15 protein-coding genes and 1 riboswitch are annotated in these 19482 nt (G+C 27.8%); of the genes, 9 read left to right on the top strand and 6 right to left on the bottom strand.

Annotated features, from left to right (window positions below; genetic code table 11):
• Positions 1-72 precede the first annotated feature (72 nt).
• From CDIF1296T_RS12055 to CDIF1296T_RS12040, 4 genes are all read right to left on the bottom strand, one after another.
• Positions 73-396 (bottom strand): AzlD domain-containing protein, encoded by a 324-nt coding sequence (locus tag CDIF1296T_RS12055; protein WP_004454564.1) that lies wholly within the window; start codon positions 394-396, stop codon positions 73-75.
• The gene (locus tag CDIF1296T_RS12050; RefSeq protein ID WP_004454563.1) at positions 389-1090 is read right to left on the bottom strand and encodes an AzlC family ABC transporter permease; all 702 of its coding nucleotides are present in this window, start codon (positions 1088-1090) and stop codon (positions 389-391) included. The genes CDIF1296T_RS12055 and CDIF1296T_RS12050 overlap by 8 nt, the downstream gene beginning before the upstream one ends.
• 277 nt (positions 1091-1367) lie before the next feature.
• Complete coding sequence (locus CDIF1296T_RS12045; protein ID WP_009893561.1) at positions 1368-2753, bottom strand: aminotransferase-like domain-containing protein; 1386 nt, start codon at positions 2751-2753, stop codon at positions 1368-1370.
• Between the two features lie 445 nt (positions 2754-3198).
• Positions 3199-3621 carry a DUF3284 domain-containing protein gene (locus CDIF1296T_RS12040; protein WP_004454558.1) on the bottom strand — a complete coding sequence of 141 codons (423 nt, stop codon included), beginning with the start codon at positions 3619-3621 and terminating at the stop codon, positions 3199-3201.
• A gap of 477 nt (positions 3622-4098) precedes the next feature.
• On the opposite strand from CDIF1296T_RS12040, the gene CDIF1296T_RS12035 reads away from it, so the two are divergent.
• The 7 genes from CDIF1296T_RS12035 (at position 4099) to CDIF1296T_RS12005 (ending at position 12345) form a co-directional block, all read left to right on the top strand.
• On the top strand, positions 4099-7002 hold the full coding sequence (locus tag CDIF1296T_RS12035; protein ID WP_009897456.1) for a sigma 54-interacting transcriptional regulator: 2904 nt from the start codon (positions 4099-4101) through the stop codon (positions 7000-7002).
• A 32-nt stretch (positions 7003-7034) separates the two neighbouring features.
• On the top strand, positions 7035-7481 hold the full coding sequence (locus tag CDIF1296T_RS12030; RefSeq protein ID WP_009890480.1) for a PTS sugar transporter subunit IIA: 447 nt from the start codon (positions 7035-7037) through the stop codon (positions 7479-7481).
• Between the two features lie 122 nt (positions 7482-7603).
• A complete protein-coding gene (locus CDIF1296T_RS12025) occupies positions 7604-7906 on the top strand; it encodes a PTS sugar transporter subunit IIB (protein ID WP_003423222.1) in 303 nt (100 codons plus the stop codon).
• A 180-nt stretch (positions 7907-8086) separates the two neighbouring features.
• Positions 8087-9493 carry a PTS galactitol transporter subunit IIC gene (locus CDIF1296T_RS12020; protein WP_009897455.1) on the top strand — a complete coding sequence of 469 codons (1407 nt, stop codon included), beginning with the start codon at positions 8087-8089 and terminating at the stop codon, positions 9491-9493.
• A 343-nt stretch (positions 9494-9836) separates the two neighbouring features.
• On the top strand, positions 9837-10895 hold the full coding sequence (locus tag CDIF1296T_RS12015) for a galactitol-1-phosphate 5-dehydrogenase (RefSeq protein ID WP_009897454.1): 1059 nt from the start codon (positions 9837-9839) through the stop codon (positions 10893-10895).
• A 98-nt stretch (positions 10896-10993) separates the two neighbouring features.
• Positions 10994-11680 (top strand): L-ribulose-5-phosphate 4-epimerase, encoded by a 687-nt coding sequence (gene araD / locus CDIF1296T_RS12010; RefSeq protein ID WP_009897453.1) that lies wholly within the window; start codon positions 10994-10996, stop codon positions 11678-11680.
• 17 nt (positions 11681-11697) lie between these two features.
• Positions 11698-12345, top strand: coding sequence for a class II aldolase/adducin family protein (locus CDIF1296T_RS12005; protein ID WP_009897452.1), 648 nt, complete (start codon positions 11698-11700; stop codon positions 12343-12345).
• 172 nt (positions 12346-12517) lie between these two features.
• Here the strand turns inward: CDIF1296T_RS12005 and CDIF1296T_RS12000 are convergent, their stop codons facing one another.
• Complete coding sequence (locus tag CDIF1296T_RS12000) at positions 12518-13885, bottom strand: alanine/glycine:cation symporter family protein (RefSeq protein WP_009897450.1); 1368 nt, start codon at positions 13883-13885, stop codon at positions 12518-12520.
• A gap of 189 nt (positions 13886-14074) precedes the next feature.
• Positions 14075-14163, bottom strand: a riboswitch (glycine riboswitch).
• Positions 14164-14590: 427 nt separating this feature from the next.
• Between CDIF1296T_RS12000 and CDIF1296T_RS11995 the strand changes: the two genes are divergently transcribed.
• On the top strand, positions 14591-16711 hold the full coding sequence (locus tag CDIF1296T_RS11995) for a DNA topoisomerase III (RefSeq protein WP_003440272.1): 2121 nt from the start codon (positions 14591-14593) through the stop codon (positions 16709-16711).
• 103 nt (positions 16712-16814) lie between these two features.
• Complete coding sequence (locus CDIF1296T_RS11990) at positions 16815-18068, top strand: hypothetical protein (protein WP_003440269.1); 1254 nt, start codon at positions 16815-16817, stop codon at positions 18066-18068.
• Between the two features lie 153 nt (positions 18069-18221).
• On the opposite strand, the gene ytvI is transcribed toward CDIF1296T_RS11990, so the two are convergent.
• Positions 18222-19283, bottom strand: a complete 1062-nt coding sequence (ytvI, locus tag CDIF1296T_RS11985; RefSeq protein ID WP_003440267.1) for a sporulation integral membrane protein YtvI — start codon at positions 19281-19283, stop codon at positions 18222-18224.
• Positions 19284-19482: the final 199 nt, after the last annotated feature.

Here is a 19482-nt window from a genome sequence, read left to right as displayed (position 1 = left end):
AATATAACAACTTAAATTAAAATTGTACACATAGTTTTAAAATAACTTATACAATAAAACATTATCCAAATATCACAAGATAATTCCAAATAAATATATAGATATCACTCCTGTAATAATAGAAATACCAATAGATTTAAACTTATATGCAACAAGAAGTACAATCATAAAAGATATAATTTTAGGGTTAGCTATAGATAAATATAGACTATCTCCATTAAAAAATACATCTTTAGCAGTTAAGGAAGTAAGTATTGCTACAGGTATAAATTTCATGATTTTTTTCAAAAAATCAGGCATCTCTTTTTTTGAAAAAATTAACATAGGAAGCACTCTTGGTAGATATGTAACAATGTACATTCCAATTATAATAAAAAATATATAATTATTATTCATAAGATTCCTCCTTTTTACAGTAAGATTCTTCTATAAAGAAACCAATTAAAGATGCTAAAATTGATGCAACTATTATTACTAAATTGCTTTTGAATAATGCATATAAAATAACAGAAATAATGATTGATGATATAAATACTACAATATAAATCTTATTTTTTATTTGAGAAACTATTAAAGCTATAAACATAGAAGTCAATATGAAGCCAGAAATAGAACTGTCTATAGATATACTTTCTCCTAAAAATGCTCCAATAAAATTAGCTAAAACTGATGAAATTAAGCAGAAGAAATTAAGATAAATAGCATTTCTATCAGACCAATTTCCAGCAGTAAATTTTTCATAATTAACTGCAAAAGTTTCATCTGTTATAGTATGACAAAATGGCAATATAAATTTTGGACTTTTATTTTTTATGTACATGTTCAAATTAGAACTCATTAGAAAATGTCTTAAGTTAACTATAAATGTAGTCAAAACAATAGATGTTACACTTGCACCAGTAGAAATCATTGAAGCTGCAATGAATTGAGAACTTCCTCCAAATACTAAAGTTACCATTAGTGCTATTTGAAAAGGTGAAAGACCAGATTTTTGTAATAGTATTCCTCCTACTATACCTATAGGTATATAACCTAAGAATATAGGAATTGAAGCAATAAAGCTTTCTTTTAATTGTTGAGTTCTTTCCACAATAAATCACTCCTTTTGTATTAAATGTATTAAAGTATTCGTAAAACAGAAAAATAGATTAATTGTATAATTGCAATTATAATTAAAAATAAATTTGGATTAATATATAAAATACTATACAACAAATAGATAATCTTAAACGGTTATTAAATTTTATCTATTTGTTATTATGATGTAATAATACATATTAATCTCTATAAGTTAATTACTATCTGGTGTAATTTTATTTTAACAACAAAAAAAAATACACACAATTAAAATATTGTGTGCAATACAATTATTTTTTCTCTTCTAATAGTCTTTTTAATACGCTCAAACCAGCTTTAAGTTCTTCTGTACTTTCTGTAGCACATACAGCTATTCTTATTGCAGAAATTGGTTTTTCTTTTCCAACAGCAAAACGTTCAGAAGCATAGACCTGTACACCTTCTTTAAGTGCTTGTATCTCAAATTTTTCTGCCATTATTCCATCAGGTAGAATCAACCATCTAAATATACATTCTTCATTTCCCAAAAGATTATATCCAGATAAATATTGATTAATAATCTTGTTTCTTCTTCTTGCAGATTTACGGCGTGCATTAATTAATTTATCGGCTTCACCTGATGTAATCATGCGATAAGCAATTTCTGTTAAAAAATAAGATTGAGATAGATTAATGTTGTATAATGCGCTTGATAATGCCTCTCGATACTGTTTAGGTGTAGAGATATATGCTAGCCGTAAACTAGGTGCAATAATTTTTGATAAACTCGTAATATAAATTGTTTGATTGGGCAGATAGGAAGCCACTGGATTTAAATGTGTTTCATTAAGTAAACTATGAATAGCATCCTCAATAACAATTAAATTGTATTTAGATGCAATATTTGCAATCATTTTTCGTCCATTTTGTGACATTATATGTGTAGTTGGATTTTGATAATCTGGTATTATGTATAGACCTTTAATATTTTCATTTTTACAAGCATATAATAGTCCTTCTTCACTAATCTCATTATCTTCTTGTTTAATTGGAATTAGTTGAATCCCAAGCATTTTAGCTGCTGTCTTTATTCCAGGATAAGTTAATGGGTCTACACCTATTCTATCTCCATGTTGAAACAAACCAGCTAAAATAGCAACAATTGCATTTTGTCCACCACTTGCAGGAAGTAAGCTATCTGATGTAGTTTCAAGCCCAGCTTTATAAATTAATTTGGCAATAGCTTCTTTTTGCCATTTAGCACCATCTCTTTGTCCATATTGGAATATAGTTTTAAAATCTATTTCCTTAATTATGTGTTTAAACAAAGTATTCATTTCTTCTAGCGTGAAATCTGGATTCATTGTGCCCATTTCAATAAATGTAATTTTATTATTACTGGACATCAAGAATAGATTTGAACGTGTATCATAAGATACAAAAGTTCCACTTCCTGTAACTCCACTTATTAGACCTTTTTTTTCACAAATTTTAAAAGCTCTAGAGATAGTACTCACATTAACATCTAAGAAATCTGCCAATTCACGTTGGGGTGGTAATTTAGTACCTGGTAATAAAAATCCATTGTTGATATCTTGTTCTAGTTGTTCTGCAAGAGCCTTATATAATATTTGACCTTTTGAAGGTCTCTTTGGTTTCCAGTTCATAGGATAATTTTCAAAAGAATTAATTGGCATAAGTTTTCACCTCACATTATTAATTTGATTTTTTCTTTATCTAAAACAATAAATTCTAAAGATACAAATAAAAACTGATAGGAAATAATTCTATCAGTTTTTGTCTTTTAATTGATTTCAAATCTTCCTATAATTTTTATACCTTCTTTATCATAAAGAGGGATTGTTTTTTTAAATATATTAAAATTTCTTTTTCTTGTATATAAAACAGCTTCTTCTGGTGTCTTTGGTTGATTATCACAATCGTACAAATTTCTTTTTTTTAACTAAAAGCAATAATACATAAAATTATTATTGCTAATGATACTCTTAATGTGGTATATAGTCATAGTGTCACATGTCTATCAATAGTTTTTTCAGTAATTATTGTAACGAATAGTAGGACTCATAAAATACTTAGAAATATGTTTTTAGATAAATTTTAAATATATAATCTAACTTATATCTATAAATTAACACTATTATTCTCCAATTCCATTTCTAGTTTTTTTATAAATTTATTAAATTCTTCTGGTTGCCTTTTTCCAAACAATACTCTTACAAGAGCTGAATTGATTTTTCCAAATATATTCCTCTTGCTCTCACTTTCAATAAAAATAAGTTTTGTATTTTCTAAGTCAATATGTACTAATTCATATCTAGTAATAGTACTTTCTCTTTTATTGCTTGTTTTTATCTCATATACTCTATTTTTTTCGAAATTAGTTATTTCAACCTTAAATCTTTTATTATTTTTTTGCTGTACAAATGTTCCTACTGCTTTTTTCTCATTAAAATTAGGAAAATTTAGTCTTGCAGATTTTGTAAATATATTAAATATGTCTTTTGCAGAATATTTTAATAAAACTTCAGTTTTAAATGTATTCATATCGTTTTCCCTTCTGTATATAAATTTAATATTTATAAGTTAATTTTTAAGTTAAAATAGTATAATATGCCATATTAAATCATGTTAAAACTATTTATATAGCTAAAATCTTACCTATATAAGTATGTATACTATCATATAAAAATAAAATCTTAAAATAGAAAGGGTTAAAAACACAGTTTATTATAATTTTTATTGTTGAGTAGATACGTACTATTATATATGATTGAGCAAGTTTTTCAATCATAAATTTATAAAGTATTTTGCATTAAAATTTAAACAAAGAATTAAATTATTTAAGATTATGAATAACTAATACATTTAGTAAATTACTAAATATACAAAATGTAAATACTTATCAAAATGTATAAATACTTATGACATCTAGTTACTTACAGGGTTTAAGTAGAAAAAAATATCAAAGTAAGTATGGCATGATAGTTGCTTATATATTTATCAAGAAAGGAGTTATTAAGCATGGAGTTGAGAGATAAACTTGTAAACATCATAAATACAGAAAATAAAAAAGATCCATTAACAGATGTTCAAATAGCAAAGTTTTTAAGTACAACTAGAGAGAACATAACTAATTTGAGAAAAGAACTTAATATAAGTAATTCAAGGCAAAGAAGATATCCTTATTTAAAATCAGCAATTTCGGCAATATTACAAAAGAATAAGAATATTTCTATATCAGAAATTACAAGGGAATTGATGACAGAAGGCTTTAATATATCTAGAAGAGTTGTGGAGGAACTTTTACCTAAAGAAAGTTTAGAAATGGATGTAGTAGAGGAATCTGAAGAAGAATCGAATGACCCATTTGAAACTCTGATAGGTAATAAAGGGAGTCTTAGAAATGCTGTAGAGCAGGCTAAATCTGCTATATTGTATCCACCAAAAGGGTTACCAACGTTGATTATTGGGGAAAGTGGAGTTGGTAAGAGTTTATTTTCTAGACATATGTATGAGTTTGCAAAGCAAAAAAAGATAGTAAAAGAAAGCTCCAATTTTGTTGTATTTAACTGTGCTGATTATAGTGACAATCCACAATTATTATTATCTTTGTTATTTGGATATAAAAAAGGTGCATTTACAGGTGCTGAATATGATACACCAGGTCTTGTAGAAGAAGCTGATGAAGGAGTTTTATTTTTGGATGAAATACATAGATTGCCTCCAAAAGGCCAAGAAATACTATTTTCTATTTTAGATAGGGGAAAGTTTAGGAGATTAGGTGAAACTAATGCTGAAAGAAAAGTAAGTATTATGTTGATTGGGGCAACTACTGAAAATGTAGAGACTAATTTATTATTAACATTCAGAAGAAGGATACCAATGCTAATAACTTTGCCACCATTACATGATAGATTACTAAAAGAGAAAATAGACCTTATATACAATATCTTTCAACAAGAGTGTAATAGAATAAATGCAAAAATATTTGTAGATAAAAATGTGATTGAAATACTTGCACTAAAAAAGTTTAGTGGAAATATAGGACAATTACAAAATATGATTCAGGTTCTTTGTGCAAGAGCTTTTATGAAGTTTATAAATTCCAAAGATGAAGATAGTGAATCGATAGTAGTAGTAGATATAAATGAAGTTTTAAAGCTTAAAGATTCTTTTAAAGATGCTGCCTTTCAAGAGATTGAATATACAGAGATAAGAAAATATTTGAAAAATGCTATATTTATACCATTTAATTTAGAAGAATCATCAGTAAAAGGAAGTCTTTTAAGTGATGAATATATATTACCAGAGGACATATACAAAACAATTGAAAAGAAATATTATGACCTAAAATCCCTAGACATTGAAGATATAGATATAGAGAATATTTTATGGACTTTTATTTTAAATAGATTTGCTGACTTAAAGTTTAATCTCGATAGTAATGAAGAAATTTTTTCAATGAGTGATTTAAATAGTTTTGTAAGTGATAGTTTAGTTAAACTGGTAAAAGAACTTATGAATGATATAGTTGAAAAAAATATGAATTTAGAAGTAAATAAAAATATGTTCAAATATCTAGCAATACACTTAGAAGAAGCTATAAAAAGAATTAAGCTAAATCAAAAGATAATAAATGTAAATTTAGAAAAAATAAAGATTGACTTTTCAAAAGAATATGAAATTAGTAAAAGTTTTGCAATAAAAATTGAGGAATCAATTGGTATTAAGATTCCAGATGATGAAATTGGATTTATAACACTCTACATAAAGTCTGCTCTAAAAAATGAAGTGAAAAAAGATAAAGTAGGGTTAATAATAATTTCTCATGGACGTATAGCTACAGAGACTGTAAATGTAGTTAAAGAACTTTTAGGTGTAAAGTTTCCTGTGGCTATAGATATGCCTTTAGATGAAAAACCAATAAATATATACAATAAGGCAGTAGAACTGTCAAAAATAATAGACCAAGGGAAAGGCATATTGTTTTTGGTGGATATTGGTTCACTTACAAACATAGGTCAAATAGTAAATAAGAGAACCAATATAAGCACTAAAACTATTGATAGAGTAGACCTCCTAATGGCACTAGAAGCAACTAGAAAAGTTTCTATGGGAGAGGAAGAACTTGATGAAATATTTTTTTCTTTGCTAAAAGATAGGATGGGATATAACTATGAATTAGAAAAACACATAGATAAATCAAATGCAATTATAACATTATGTCTTACTGGAGAAGGAACTGCTAAGTATATAAGTAAAACGTTGGAAGAAAAGTATGATAACACTAAATGTTATCAAATGAGTGCATTGGATGAAAATTTATTTTGTAAAATTGAAAATCTAAAAGAGACAAACAATATATTAGCTATTGTTGGGACAATAAACCCTAAGATACCAGGTATAAATTTTATACCCTATAATAAAGAACTTTTCAAAAATTTGGATATCTATCTATCAAAATCAAAACAACAAGATGACAGACCAATTAAATCGTATGAAAGAATGCTTGATGAGGATTTAGTGATTTTTGAACCAGATATATATTTTAAAAAGGATTTATTAGAATATGTATGTTCAATTCTTATAAATAAAGAATATGTAGAAAAAGATTACTTAGATTCTGTTTTACATAGAGAAGAAATGCTTCCAACATATTCTAAAGGAGCTATAGGTGTGCCTCATGGAGATTCTTCTACTGTAAATAGTACAAGGTTTGTTTTTGTTAAACTAAAGAATCCTATTGATTGGGGTGTAGGTAATGTAAATTTCATATTTATGCCAGTTTTTCAGGCTAATGATAAAGAGATTGTTAAAAATGTTCTTGAGATACTAAAAGATGCAGAATTTATGAACAATGCCAATAAGTGTTTTGATAAAGATGCTTTTAGAAGGATTATATTTGATAAATTTAAACATCTGTAGCCATAGCAAAAAAATTGAGAGGAGTTAGAGTAATGAATGTAGATTTAATATCATTGGGTTTAGAATCTAATGATTATGAAAGTGTTATTGAAGAATTAGGAAGTATAATGTGTAAAAAAGAATATGTAAAAGAAACATACATAAATGCTGTCTTGGAAAGAGAAAGGACATTACCAACAGGTCTAGATATTGGAGAAATGTGTGTTGCTATTCCACATACAGATTCAAAGCATGTAAATGAGTCTAATGTAGCTGTAGGGATATTGAAAAATCCTGTAAAGTTTAATTCAATGATAGACCCAAAAGATAGACTTGATGTAGAACTTGTATTTTTATTAGCAGTAAAGAACCCAGATTCACAAGTAAAACTGTTAAAGGATTTAATGTCAGTTTTTCAAAATATAAAGTTATTAAAAAATATAAAAAACGCATCAACAAAAGAAGAAGTAGCTAAATTATTGGACTTTATAGAAATTTAATGTAGGAGAATTTTATAAATAAAAAATTAAAATTTAAACAATCAAAGTAAGTATTATTTTTTTAATAGGTTTAATCTTATATAAAATAAAAATTTAGAGTGAAAAATTAGGAGGAAATAATTATGAAACAATTTAATGTATTATCAGTTTGTGGTTCAGGGACAGTTACATCATCTATGGTAGCAGGTAAATTAAAAGAAGTACTAGGTAATAAGGGGATTTCTATTACTACAACAGAAGCTAGACCAACAGAAGCACTAAATTTAGCACAATCAGGAAGATTTGACTTTATAACATTTACGAGTCCACTTCAAACAGGCGATTATGGAATACCAACTATAAATGCATTTGCTTGCCTAACTGGTATAGGGGAAGAGGCATTCTTTGAAGAAGTTTTGACTGTTATTGAAGGGATAGATAAGTAAGTTTTGGAGACGTGAATTTATAGTATTTAAATCAATGACTTAGATACTATAATAAGCTAATATTAACTAAATATTTGTGGAAAAAACATTTTATATGTTGTCATAAATTAAAAAATTATAAAAATAGTCACTTAAGTATTAAATTAAGCTTATAAATATTTATAAGTAGGAGGGAAAAAGATGTTAGAATTTATGAAATCTATAATCGATACATTTGGTTCTGCAATTATAGTTCCAATTATAATATTCATAATCGCAAAGATATTTAAAGTAACTACTAAGAAATCGTTTCTTTCTGCTGTGTATGCAGGAGTTGCTTTACAAGGTTTTACACTGATTTTAAATTCATTTACACCAATAATAACACCAGTTATCAATAGGATGGTTGAGAGTACAGGAGTAAACCTACCAGTTTTTGATGTTGGTTGGCAAGCAACATCATTGGTTGCATTTTCAACAAGTGCAGGTATGATATATTTAGGTCTTGGTATATTATTACAAACAATTTTATTTTTGATAAAATGGACAGACGTGTTTCAACCATCAGATTTATGGAATAACTATTCTTATATGGTATGGGGAGCAATGGTTATAGGAGTAACAGGAAATTTTCCTTTAGGTATAGCATGTATGGTTTTATTAAACCTATATAGTTTATTAATATCAGAGTTAGTTGCAAAGAGATGGTCTAGTTACTATAGATATCCTAATTGTACAATAATAGCTATGCATAATGTTGAAGCTTCTGTGTTTGCAGTATTTGCAGACCCTATATACAATAAATTGGGATTAAATAAAATAAAATTAAATCCAAAAGAATTAGAGAAGAAATTAGGGTTTTTAGGTGAACCAATTACTTTAGGTCTTTTTTTAGGTATGTTTATAGGTATATTAGGTAATATGACGAGAATAAATACTATGGAAGCTTGGGGAGAAATAATGAAAGTAGGTATATCTACAAGTGCAGTGATGGCAATTTTCCCTAAAGTAGCAAGTATGTTTGCTCAAGCATTTGCACCTATAACAGAAGCAGCTAGAAAGATTATGCAAAAAGCTGGAAACCGTGAGTGGTACATAGCAGTAAATGATGCTGTTGGATATGGTGAACCTGCAACTTTAATATCAGGTCTTATATTAATTCCAATAATGCTTGTAATAGCTATGGTACTTCCTGGTAATAAGGTATTACCAGTTGTGGATTTATTGGCAATTCCATATATGGTTCAAGGTTTAGTTGCCATACATAATGGTAATATACCAAAAGTATTAGTTTCAGGTATAATTTGGTTTGGATTAGGATTATATGTTTGTACATCTACAGCACCATTATTTACAGATATGGCTACAAATATAGGTGTAGCTATACCTGCAGGAGCAATGTTAATAACAAGCTTTAATATACTAGGAAAACCTTTGATGGGATTAGTTTTCTTTGCATTTCTAAGTGCAAATCCAATTTATATAGGTCTTTCAGTTGTAATTTACTTTGTTCTATGGGCATTGTTTAGAAAGAACAAAACAAGTATTCTTGATTATTTAGAAAAACAAGCACTCAAAAATGTAGAAGAAGAGCCTGTAGCAGTTTAAGTTTATAAAAATGAAATAAAAATAATTAAAGGAGTTTATAATTGATTTTATATAAGTATCAGATAATACCTGAGAAATATTTAAATGAAATATAGACTTCTTTTTATTTGATAATATTTGTAATTATAATGCATTGTATTTTTATAGTTGAGTTTTCTGTATAACCTGCTATTTAAAACATACTCTTTTATATTTATACAGTAATGTGGTTTAATTTTATAAAATGTAATCTCTACTGGTAAAAGACTTTGTATATAAGGCATTTGCCTGAATAAACCATTTATCTTTTGTATGGCATAGATATTGCTATATAGAAGTATATAGTATGAAAGGAGATATTTATATGGGAGATAAAATGAGAGCATCAGTATTGTATAATGTAGGTGATGTCAGATATGAAATGGTAGATATACCAGAAATAACAGATACGCAAGTGCTTGTAAATGTAAAATATGTTGGGATATGTGGTTCAGATTTACCTAGGTCTATGGTAAGTGGTTTGAGTGGAAATACAAAATATCCATTGATTTTAGGGCATGAATTTTCTGGTGAAGTTGTTAAAATTGGAGAAAAAGTAAAGCATATTAATGTAGGAGATAGAGTAGCTGTTGCACCATTAGTACCTTGTGGAAAATGTGATTATTGTAATGAAGGTAATTTTGGCTTGTGTGATGATTACAATATAATTGGAACAAGAGTAAATGGAGCGTTTGCAGAATATGTAAGAGTTCCAGAAGAACATATTTTAAAACTACCAGATACATTGGATTATGAAACTGCTGCCGGAATTGAACCAGCAACTATAGCTTATCATGGGATTTCAAAGTCTAATATTAGAGTAGGAGATAGTGTAGTTGTGTTAGGATGTGGTCCAATAGGTCAGTTTGTTATACAATGGGCAAAGGTGTTTGGTGCATCTAAGATTATAGCAGTTGATATTTTTGATGAAAAATTAGAACTTTCTAAACTTCTAGGAGCAAACTATATACTTAACTCAAAAGAAGTAAATGTAATCAAAGAAATAAAAAAAATAACAAATGGTGGTGCTGATGTTGTAATAGAAACTGCTGGTAGCCGATTTACACAAGAACAATCTCTATTTGTAGCAAAAAAGAGAGGAAATATAGTGTTTGTAGGTATATCACACACAGAATTACCACTTAGTGCAGACGCTACTGAGTGTATATTACGTGGAGAACTTACCTTGAAAGGTTCTTGGAATTCATATACAAGCCCTTATCCTGGAAGAGCATGGACTGCAACATTGGATTTTATGGAAAAAGGTGACATTATTTTTAAACCCATGATTTCAGATAAAATAGGTCTTAATGAAGTGGGTGACTTTTTAAGTAAAATGAGCAAGAGAGAAATTAATTTCAATAAAATCCTAGTAGAAATGTAAAAATTTAATAAAAAATTCTAAAAGCAATTAAATTTTATAACTATGACATTAAATAAAATAAAAATAATTTTCTTAAATAAAATATAGGAGGAAGAAAAGTGTTAGAAAATTTAAAAGAAGAAGTATTAAAAGCAAACTTAGAATTACCTAAGAAAAAGCTAATTACTTATACTTGGGGAAATGTAAGTGGGATAGATAGAGAAAAAGGATTAGTGGTGATAAAGCCAAGTGGTGTAGAGTATAGTAATATGACTGTAGAAGATATGGTTGTAGTTGATTTAGAGGGAAATATAGTTGATGGCAAATTAAGACCTTCTTCAGATACCCCGACTCATCTAGTTTTATATAAAGAGTTTGAAGAATTGGGGGGAATAGTACATACACATTCAAGTTGGGCAACAATTTGGGCTCAAATAGGAAAATCTATACCATCTTGTGGTACTACTCATGCAGATTATTTTTATGGAAGTATACCATGTACCAGAAAAATGACTAGAGAAGAAATTTGCAATGAATACGAAAAGGAAACTGGAAATGTAATCATTGAAGAATTTATGGGAAGAAATCCAATTCATTGTCCAGGAATAATTGTAAATGACCACGGACCTTTTACATGGGGAAAAGATGCAAATGAGGCTGTACACAATGCAGTAGTTTTAGAAGAAGTCGCAAAGATGGCTTATTATACAGAGTTAATGAGTCCTGATAATATTATGGATAAGGTTCTTATGAATAAACATTTTTCAAGAAAACATGGAAAAAATGCATACTATGGTCAAAAATGATTATCTGGAGGTGAATTATGCTAGACTCTTTAAAAGGTAAAGTTGTGGAAATAGCAATTAAAGCAGAGCATTATGGTTTATGTAAAGAAAAGACTGGTAATTTTAGTATTAGAGATAAGGATACTGGATATATACTTATAACCCCATCAGGTGTAGGAAGAGAAGAATTAAAAGTTGAACATATTTGTGTATTGGATTTGGATGGAAATGTAATAGAAGTTGAGAAAGGTATTAAGCCAAGTAGTGAGGTATTGATGCATATTGAAATATACAAAACAAGAGAAAATATAAATGCCATATCACATACTCATTCTTTATATGCAACAGCATTTTCAGTAGCAAAGAAACCAATTATACCAATTGTATATGAATCAGTTAATTATGGCGGTTATGTAGATATTGCTTCATACGAAAGACCAGGAACTTTAAAATTAGCTAAGAGTGTTTCAAAATTACTGATAGATACAGATGCATGCTTATTAGAAAGACATGGGTTGACAACTGTAGGTAATGATTTAGACGAAGCATTATTAAAATCAAGATATGTGGAAGAGGTAGCAGAAATATACTATAGGTCTTTAGTATTAAATCAATTTAAAGAACTTGAAGTAGTAGATGTTGATGAGTTTAAATCTTGGAAATACCCAGAAGAAATAAAGTTTTAATCTAAATAATTTTCATTGAAGTGGTTAATTAAAATATATGTATTATTTATATCAATTACTATGTTTTATTATATTAATTACCGTATTTTGTAAATATATTTATTACATTTTTTCAAAAAAATATAGAATCCAAAAGCCATATAAAATTGACTTGGGATTCTATACTTTTTATTTATGCATTTTTCTTTATCTGATTTTCTGGAGAATTTATATGTTCAAAATATTTTTTAGTTTCAGATACTATTATAGGTGATAATGCAAGTAAAGCTATAAGGTTAGGTATTGCCATAAGCCCATTTACAATATCAGCAATTATCCAAACAACTTCTAACTTTAAGAAAGCACCTAATAACACCATAGCCACAAATACAGTTCTATACCCATTCATGCCTTTTACACCAAACAGAAATTCAAAACATCTTTCTCCATAATAACTCCATCCCAAAATTGTAGTAAATGCAAATAATGTTAAACTAATTGTAAGTAATATTGGTCCAAATGTAGGAATTGCTCCGTTAAAAGCTGCTTGTGTCATAACAGCTCCATTTAGGTCTGAACACCACACTCCTGAAATAACAAGAGAGAATCCAGTAAGAGTACAGATTATAATAGTATCTATAAAAGTACCTGTCATAGATATAAGACCTTGTTCCGCTGGCCATTCAGTTTTAGCAGCAGCTGCAGCTATTGGAGCACTACCTAGACCAGACTCATTTGAAAATACACCACGAGCGATACCATTTCTAATTGCCAGTGACATAGTTGCTCCTAAAAAACCACCAGTAGCAGCAGTAGGTGTAAATGCACTTTTAATTATTAACATAAAAGTTTCAGGGATTTTATTCCAAAAAGATATTAAAATGATTCCACAGATTACAACATATATAACTGCCATAAAAGGTACTATTTTAGTAGCTACATTAGATATACTTTTAAGTCCTCCAAATACAACTAAAGCTACAAATACTGCTAATACAACCCCTGTAATTCTAGGGTCTATCCCGAAACTATTATTTATTGCATCTGTTATTGAATTTACTTGAGTAAAAGTACCGATTCCTAAAAGTGCAACTAGTATACCACTTATAGCGAAAAATATTGCAAGAGGTCTCCATTTTTCTCCCATACCATTTACTATGTAATACATTGGCCCACCAGACACTTGACCATTTTTATCTTTAGTTCTGTATTTTATTGCAAGAACACCTTCTGAATACTTAGTAGCCATTCCAAAGAATGCTGCTATCCACATCCAAAAAAGTGCACCAGGTCCACCAGCTTTGATAGCTGTAGCAACACCAACAATATTACCAGTACCAACTGTAGCAGCTAGAGCAGTACATAAGGCTGCAAAACTTGAAACATCACCACTACCTTTGTTTTCAGCAGAGAATATTAACTTAAGAGCTCTTGGCAGTTTAGTTATTTGAACAACTCCAAGCTTAACAGTAAGTAGTATACCAGTACCAACTAATAGTACCAGTAGGGGTGGTCCCCAAATAAAAGCATCAACTTTGTTTAAAATATCAATTAGATTCATAAAAACACTCCCTCATTTTTTTTGCTTTACATAATCAATAGAATTTTTAATGAAGTAATTGACAGGAAATAAGTATAATTTATTAATAATTTCTAGTGTAATAAAAAAAGCTAAATCTAAAAAAGATTCAGCTCTGGATGTACACTAATTAGCAACCAAAATAAAAGTATTAGTAAATACTGTTTTTGGTAGATAATCCCTGTCCTTTTGCCTGAGAGATTGAGCATAAAAGCCTTGCCCCTTCGGCGCCCATAATGGGTCTCTCCAGAGTTCCGTAAATTTTACAGTCCTACTTTTAAAAGTACCTGAGAGTGTTACTCCTTCGGTGTGCTATATAGCAACTCTTCTATAAAATCTTAACCGGATATTGATTTGTCATAGCTTATTGTATTAATAATATTAATATAAGTTTTTATGTTTTGTCAACTAAAAAATTAAAAAACAAAGAAAAAATATAAAAATGTAAGCCTATTTACGAATTATAAACTTAGAAAGATGAGTAATATACGTGAAAATGAATTTTGTAATACACATACAAATGAAGTGTAAAATAAGTTTTAAATAAAAAAATAATAAAATCTTAAATAATTAATTAGATATGATTAAATTATGGTAATATTATAGTTACGATATTAAGAAAAGTTCTATTTAGTTAGATTTTAAGCGTAATATGAGATTATGTATAGAGAAAGGATGTATTTTTAGATGGGAAAAATATTAGTGCTAGCAGAAAAACCTTCTGTTGGAAGAGATATAGCAAAAGTTTTAGGGTCAAAAAATGAAAAAAATGGTTATATAGAGGGGCCAAAGTATGTGATAACTTGGGCACTAGGTCATTTGGTTACACTTGCTGACCCCGAAAGTTATGGAGAAAGATATAAATCATGGAGCTTAGAAGACCTGCCAATACTTCCCAAGCACCTTAAGACTGTTGTAATAAAAAAGAGTGGAAAGCAGTTTAATACAGTTAAATCGCAAATGAATAGAAATGATATAGATGAAATAGTTATAGCAACAGATGCAGGTCGTGAAGGAGAACTTGTAGCAAGGTGGATAATAGAAAAATCACAGGTAAAAAAACCTATAAAACGTCTTTGGATTTCTTCAAGTACAGACAAAGCAATAAAAGACGGATTTGCAAAATTAAAAAGTGGAAAAGAATATGAAAATTTGTATTACTCAGCAATAGCACGAGCAGAAGCTGATTGGATTATTGGAATAAATGCAACCAGAGCTTTGACAACAAAGTACAATGCACAGCTTTCTTGTGGAAGAGTACAAACTCCTACTCTTGCAATGTTGCTTAAAAGAGAAGAAGAAATAAGAAATTTCAAACCTAAAGAGTATTATGGATTAGAATTAATTGCTACAAAGGGAAATTCAGATATAAAATTTATTTGGAATGATAAAAACAATAATTCTTCAACTTTTAGTAAAGAAAAGATAGAATCCACATTAAAAAAAGTAAAAGGTGTAGACATAAAAATATCTGAAGTAAACAAGTCATATAAGAAAAAATATTCACCTGCACTCTATGATTTAACAGAATTACAAAGAGATGCAAATAAAATGTTTGGATTTTCAGCAAAAGAAACTTTATCTATAATGCAAAAACTGTATGAACATCATAAAGTACTTACTTATCCTAGAACTGATTCTAGATATTTAACATCAGATATTGTTGGAACATTAAAAGATAGAATAAAAGCTGTAAATATTAGTGATTATTCAAAGATTTGTAATAGATTATTAAAAAGCAATATTATAGCTAATAAATCGTTTGTTGACAATTCAAAGGTAACAGACCATCATGCAATAATACCAACAGAACAGAAGGTATTCATGAGTGATTTTAGTGATAAAGAGCGAAAAATATATAATCTTGTAGTAAAAAGATTTTTAGCAGTACTATCTCCTCCTTTTGAATATGAGCAGACAACTATAAGTGCAACTGTAGAAGGAGAAATATTTAAGGCTAAGGGAAACAAAGTAATAAATTTAGGTTGGAAAGAAAGTTATAAAGATATTGAAGATGAAGATGAGTATGAAAGTATACCAAATGTTTTAGAAAAAGATGTACTTAAGGTCAAGGGATTAAAGATAACTTCAGGAAAAACAAATCCACCACCATACTTAAATGAGGGAACATTATTGACTGCTATGGAAAAGAATGGTCTAGGGACAGTTGCTACAAGAGCAGATATAATAGAAAAATTATTCAATTCATTTTTAATGGAAAAGAAAAATAAAGATATATATATAACATCAAAAGGAAGACAATTATTAGATTTAGTTCCAGTAGACTTAAAGACACCAGAACTTACAGCTTCATGGGAAAAGAAATTATTGGATATTTCAAAGGGAAAACTTAGTAAAAATACATTCATAAATGACATGAAAGATTATTCAAAAGATATTGTACTAGAAGTAAAAAATAGTGATAATAAATTTAAACATGATAACTTAACTAAAAATAGATGTCCAGAATGTGGAAAATTTATGTTAGAGGTAAATGGTAAAAAAGGTAAGATGTTGATTTGTGAAGATAGAGAATGTAATACTAGAAAAACTATATCACAAGTAACCAATTCAAGATGTCCTAACTGTCATAAAAAATTAGAACTTCGTGGAGAAGGTGAGGGGAGAATCTTCACTTGTAGTTGTGGATACAGAGAAAAGTTGTCTTCTTTCAACAAGAGAAAGCAAGAAGAAAAACAGAAGGCATCAAAAAAAGATGTTAATCAATATTTAAAAAATCAAAATAAAAATCAAGAGACATTTAATAATCCATTTGCAGAAGCATTAGCTAAGCTAAAAAACAAATAATTTTAAAGTTATTATTATACACAATTATAACTTTAACTGTATATTAGTTATATGTACTGATATAATATAGTGTATAGTTTAGGCATGAAAGTAGGGCTGTTAAATGGATTTAAGTGGCATATTTAAATACTATTGTAAAGAGTGTGAAAATACATGGAATAATTCGAGTGTTGAATTATTTGAGAATATAGAAACGTATAGTAAAGATTCACAAAAAAAGAGGGAAAAAGAATTAGATAAATTGCTAAATACAATATCAGTTCATTTAGAGAGGTATCCAAGTGATGCTGTATTGAGAAAAATGTGGGTAAAAAAGGGCGAGGTTTTCTTACAAAAGACATTGGAAAAAGAAAATATTTTTAAGTTAGAAAAAATGGATGTAGAGGATAGAAAAAAATTTTTAGATATAACAAAACAGTTTATTAGAGATGCTAGAAAATTTGATGATGATTTACCTATAGGTGATATTATGCAAGCTATGAGGAATGTATGGATTTCAAATGCATTACAATTATTATTTGGTAAAGAAGTATATTATTCAAAAGCTAACTTTGCATATAGTATGTTATATCCATATACTGATAATTATTTAGACAATACAAATATAGATAAAAATGATAAGATTTTATTTAATAACTGGTTAGAAAAAAGGCTCCTGGGAGAACACATTAAATCTAAGGATTATCATGAAAGTAAAGTATCTCAAATGATAGATTATATTGAAAGTGTATACCCTAGAGAAAAGTTTACAGAAGTTTATGAATCGTTATTATTAATATTTAAAAGTCAAGTAAATAGTTTAAAACAACATGGTAAGGAAAATCATTTGTGTAAAGAAGATTTATTATCCATTTCTATTGAAAAAGGAGGTTCATCCGTTTTAGTAGATGGATATTTAATAAGTGGATTGATGACAAAGGAAGAAATAGAGTTTTGTATAGGATATGGATTTTTATTACAAATATCTGATGATTTACAAGATATAAAAGAAGATTTAAAATACAACCATAAAACTATTATTACAGAGATGTCAAAAGAGGGTACTTTAGATAAAGTTGTAAATAAACTAATAAATTTTACTATTGAGTTAATAGATAGTTTTAAAATTAATAATAAAAATAAATCTGTAATAACTATGATAAAGAATGATTGCTTAATGTTAATTTTATTTTCTGTAGTTTATAATGCTGAATTTTTTTCTGTAGGATATATAAAAGAAGTAGAGAAATTTATTCCATATACAATAGATTATTCATTAGAGATTGAAGAAAAAATAAAAGAAAAATTTAAAAATATAGATGTTTTAAATAATGAAAATGAATATAAAGAAATGATTGATATTATTTGTGCAGAGTAGAAAAAAAGGGAGTGTCTTAGAATAGACTTTTTAGTTTATGAGGCACTCTTTTTGTATAAAATCAAATGTATTTTCATCATTTTAATAATTAAAAAGAGCTTATCCCTATTTGAGAAAGCCCTTTTTAATTTAAATAAAAATGTCAAGGTTAAACTATTTAAATGCAGTAATAATCCCATTATCATGTAAGTTTTTTATGATTGTAGCTGCGATAGGGAATCCAAATAATCCAGCTATTCCAAATAGTTGAGCTCCAACAAACATACACATTAATGTTATTAAAGGATATAGGCCAATTTGGTGTCCTACTACCTTTGGTTCTAATATTTGTCTAACAACGGTTATAATTATGTATAGTATTAAAAGTCCTATTGCTAAATTAATATTTCCATTAATGAGTGAGATAATCATCCAAGGTGTCAAAATACTTCCTGTACCCAAGACTGGCAAAATATCAACAAGTGCTATGATGACAGATATAGTAAATGCATTTTCAACCTTTAGGATAGTAAGTCCAATAAGTAGTTCTATGAATGTCACTGATAGTAGTATTGCATAGGCTTTTAGTAGTTTTAAAAGAGCATTAATACTGCTATTTTTTATATTTATTATCATAAATTGACTTTTTTCTGGAAATTGTTTTAAGATAAAGTTTACTATTTTTTGATAGTCAAAAGTAAAGAAAAAAGAAGCAATTAAAGTAATAATAAGTTTTAACATAAATGCAGGTGTTTTACTTGCAATACTAGCAATAGCATTGAGTGCATTTGTTGAAATAGAAGCTACTAAAGACATCATAGATTGACTTATATTATCCCAACCAAGTATTAATGCTAGGTTAACATTAGGTGTACTAGCATCTATCTTTGAAAATAAAGTATTTAGCGTTGGTTGTATACTTGATTTATATATTTCAGGAAGTCTAAAAAATACATCACTTACACTTGCAAATATCTTCACACCAAAGCTAACTAATAAAAATATACACAACCCATAAAAAATTAAAAGTATTACTATAGAAATAAGTGTACGATTTAAATTTGTATTATTTGTAATAAGTCTTATAATAGGTCTTAAGATGGATGCAATGATAAAACTGATTACAAAAGGCATTAATAATGGCAATAAGAATTTTAATACAATATATACAATACTTGTTATTAAAACTACATATGTAAATTTAATTATAAAATTCTTTTGCTTTTGAATATCCATAATATAAAACCTCCAATGTATTTGATATTATTCTAAATATGGTCTTTTTTACAGAAAATATACTACTGTATATTGATTATAAACTATAAAGCTTATGTAAAGTAAATAAATTATGTAAAATTTAGGTTAATTTTGTATAAAGAGATACTTTTATATTTTACAATTAATAACCAAATACTAAAAAATATTTTAAATAAAG

The organism is Clostridioides difficile ATCC 9689 = DSM 1296 (genome assembly GCF_001077535.1).
Taxonomy (GTDB): domain Bacteria; phylum Bacillota; class Clostridia; order Peptostreptococcales; family Peptostreptococcaceae; genus Clostridioides; species Clostridioides difficile.
The sequence above is the reverse complement of the archived record's forward strand: the minus strand, read 5'-3'. Positions and strand labels throughout refer to the sequence as shown.

Coding starts and splice junctions, on each gene's coding strand:
- CDIF1296T_RS11990 (WP_003440269.1), top strand. CDS start 16,815: ATGGATTTAAGTGGCATATTTAAATACTATTGTAAAGAGTGTGAAAAT.
- CDIF1296T_RS11995 (WP_003440272.1), top strand. CDS start 14,591: ATGGGAAAAATATTAGTGCTAGCAGAAAAACCTTCTGTTGGAAGAGAT.
- CDIF1296T_RS12040 (WP_004454558.1), bottom strand. CDS start 3,621: ATGAATACATTTAAAACTGAAGTTTTATTAAAATATTCTGCAAAAGAC.
- CDIF1296T_RS12000 (WP_009897450.1), bottom strand. CDS start 13,885: ATGAATCTAATTGATATTTTAAACAAAGTTGATGCTTTTATTTGGGGA.
- CDIF1296T_RS12015 (WP_009897454.1), top strand. CDS start 9,837: ATGGGAGATAAAATGAGAGCATCAGTATTGTATAATGTAGGTGATGTC.
- CDIF1296T_RS12005 (WP_009897452.1), top strand. CDS start 11,698: ATGCTAGACTCTTTAAAAGGTAAAGTTGTGGAAATAGCAATTAAAGCA.
- CDIF1296T_RS12045 (WP_009893561.1), bottom strand. CDS start 2,753: ATGCCAATTAATTCTTTTGAAAATTATCCTATGAACTGGAAACCAAAG.
- CDIF1296T_RS12030 (WP_009890480.1), top strand. CDS start 7,035: ATGAATGTAGATTTAATATCATTGGGTTTAGAATCTAATGATTATGAA.
- CDIF1296T_RS12020 (WP_009897455.1), top strand. CDS start 8,087: ATGTTAGAATTTATGAAATCTATAATCGATACATTTGGTTCTGCAATT.
- CDIF1296T_RS12055 (WP_004454564.1), bottom strand. CDS start 396: ATGAATAATAATTATATATTTTTTATTATAATTGGAATGTACATTGTT.
- CDIF1296T_RS12025 (WP_003423222.1), top strand. CDS start 7,604: ATGAAACAATTTAATGTATTATCAGTTTGTGGTTCAGGGACAGTTACA.
- CDIF1296T_RS12035 (WP_009897456.1), top strand. CDS start 4,099: ATGGAGTTGAGAGATAAACTTGTAAACATCATAAATACAGAAAATAAA.
- ytvI (WP_003440267.1), bottom strand. CDS start 19,283: ATGGATATTCAAAAGCAAAAGAATTTTATAATTAAATTTACATATGTA.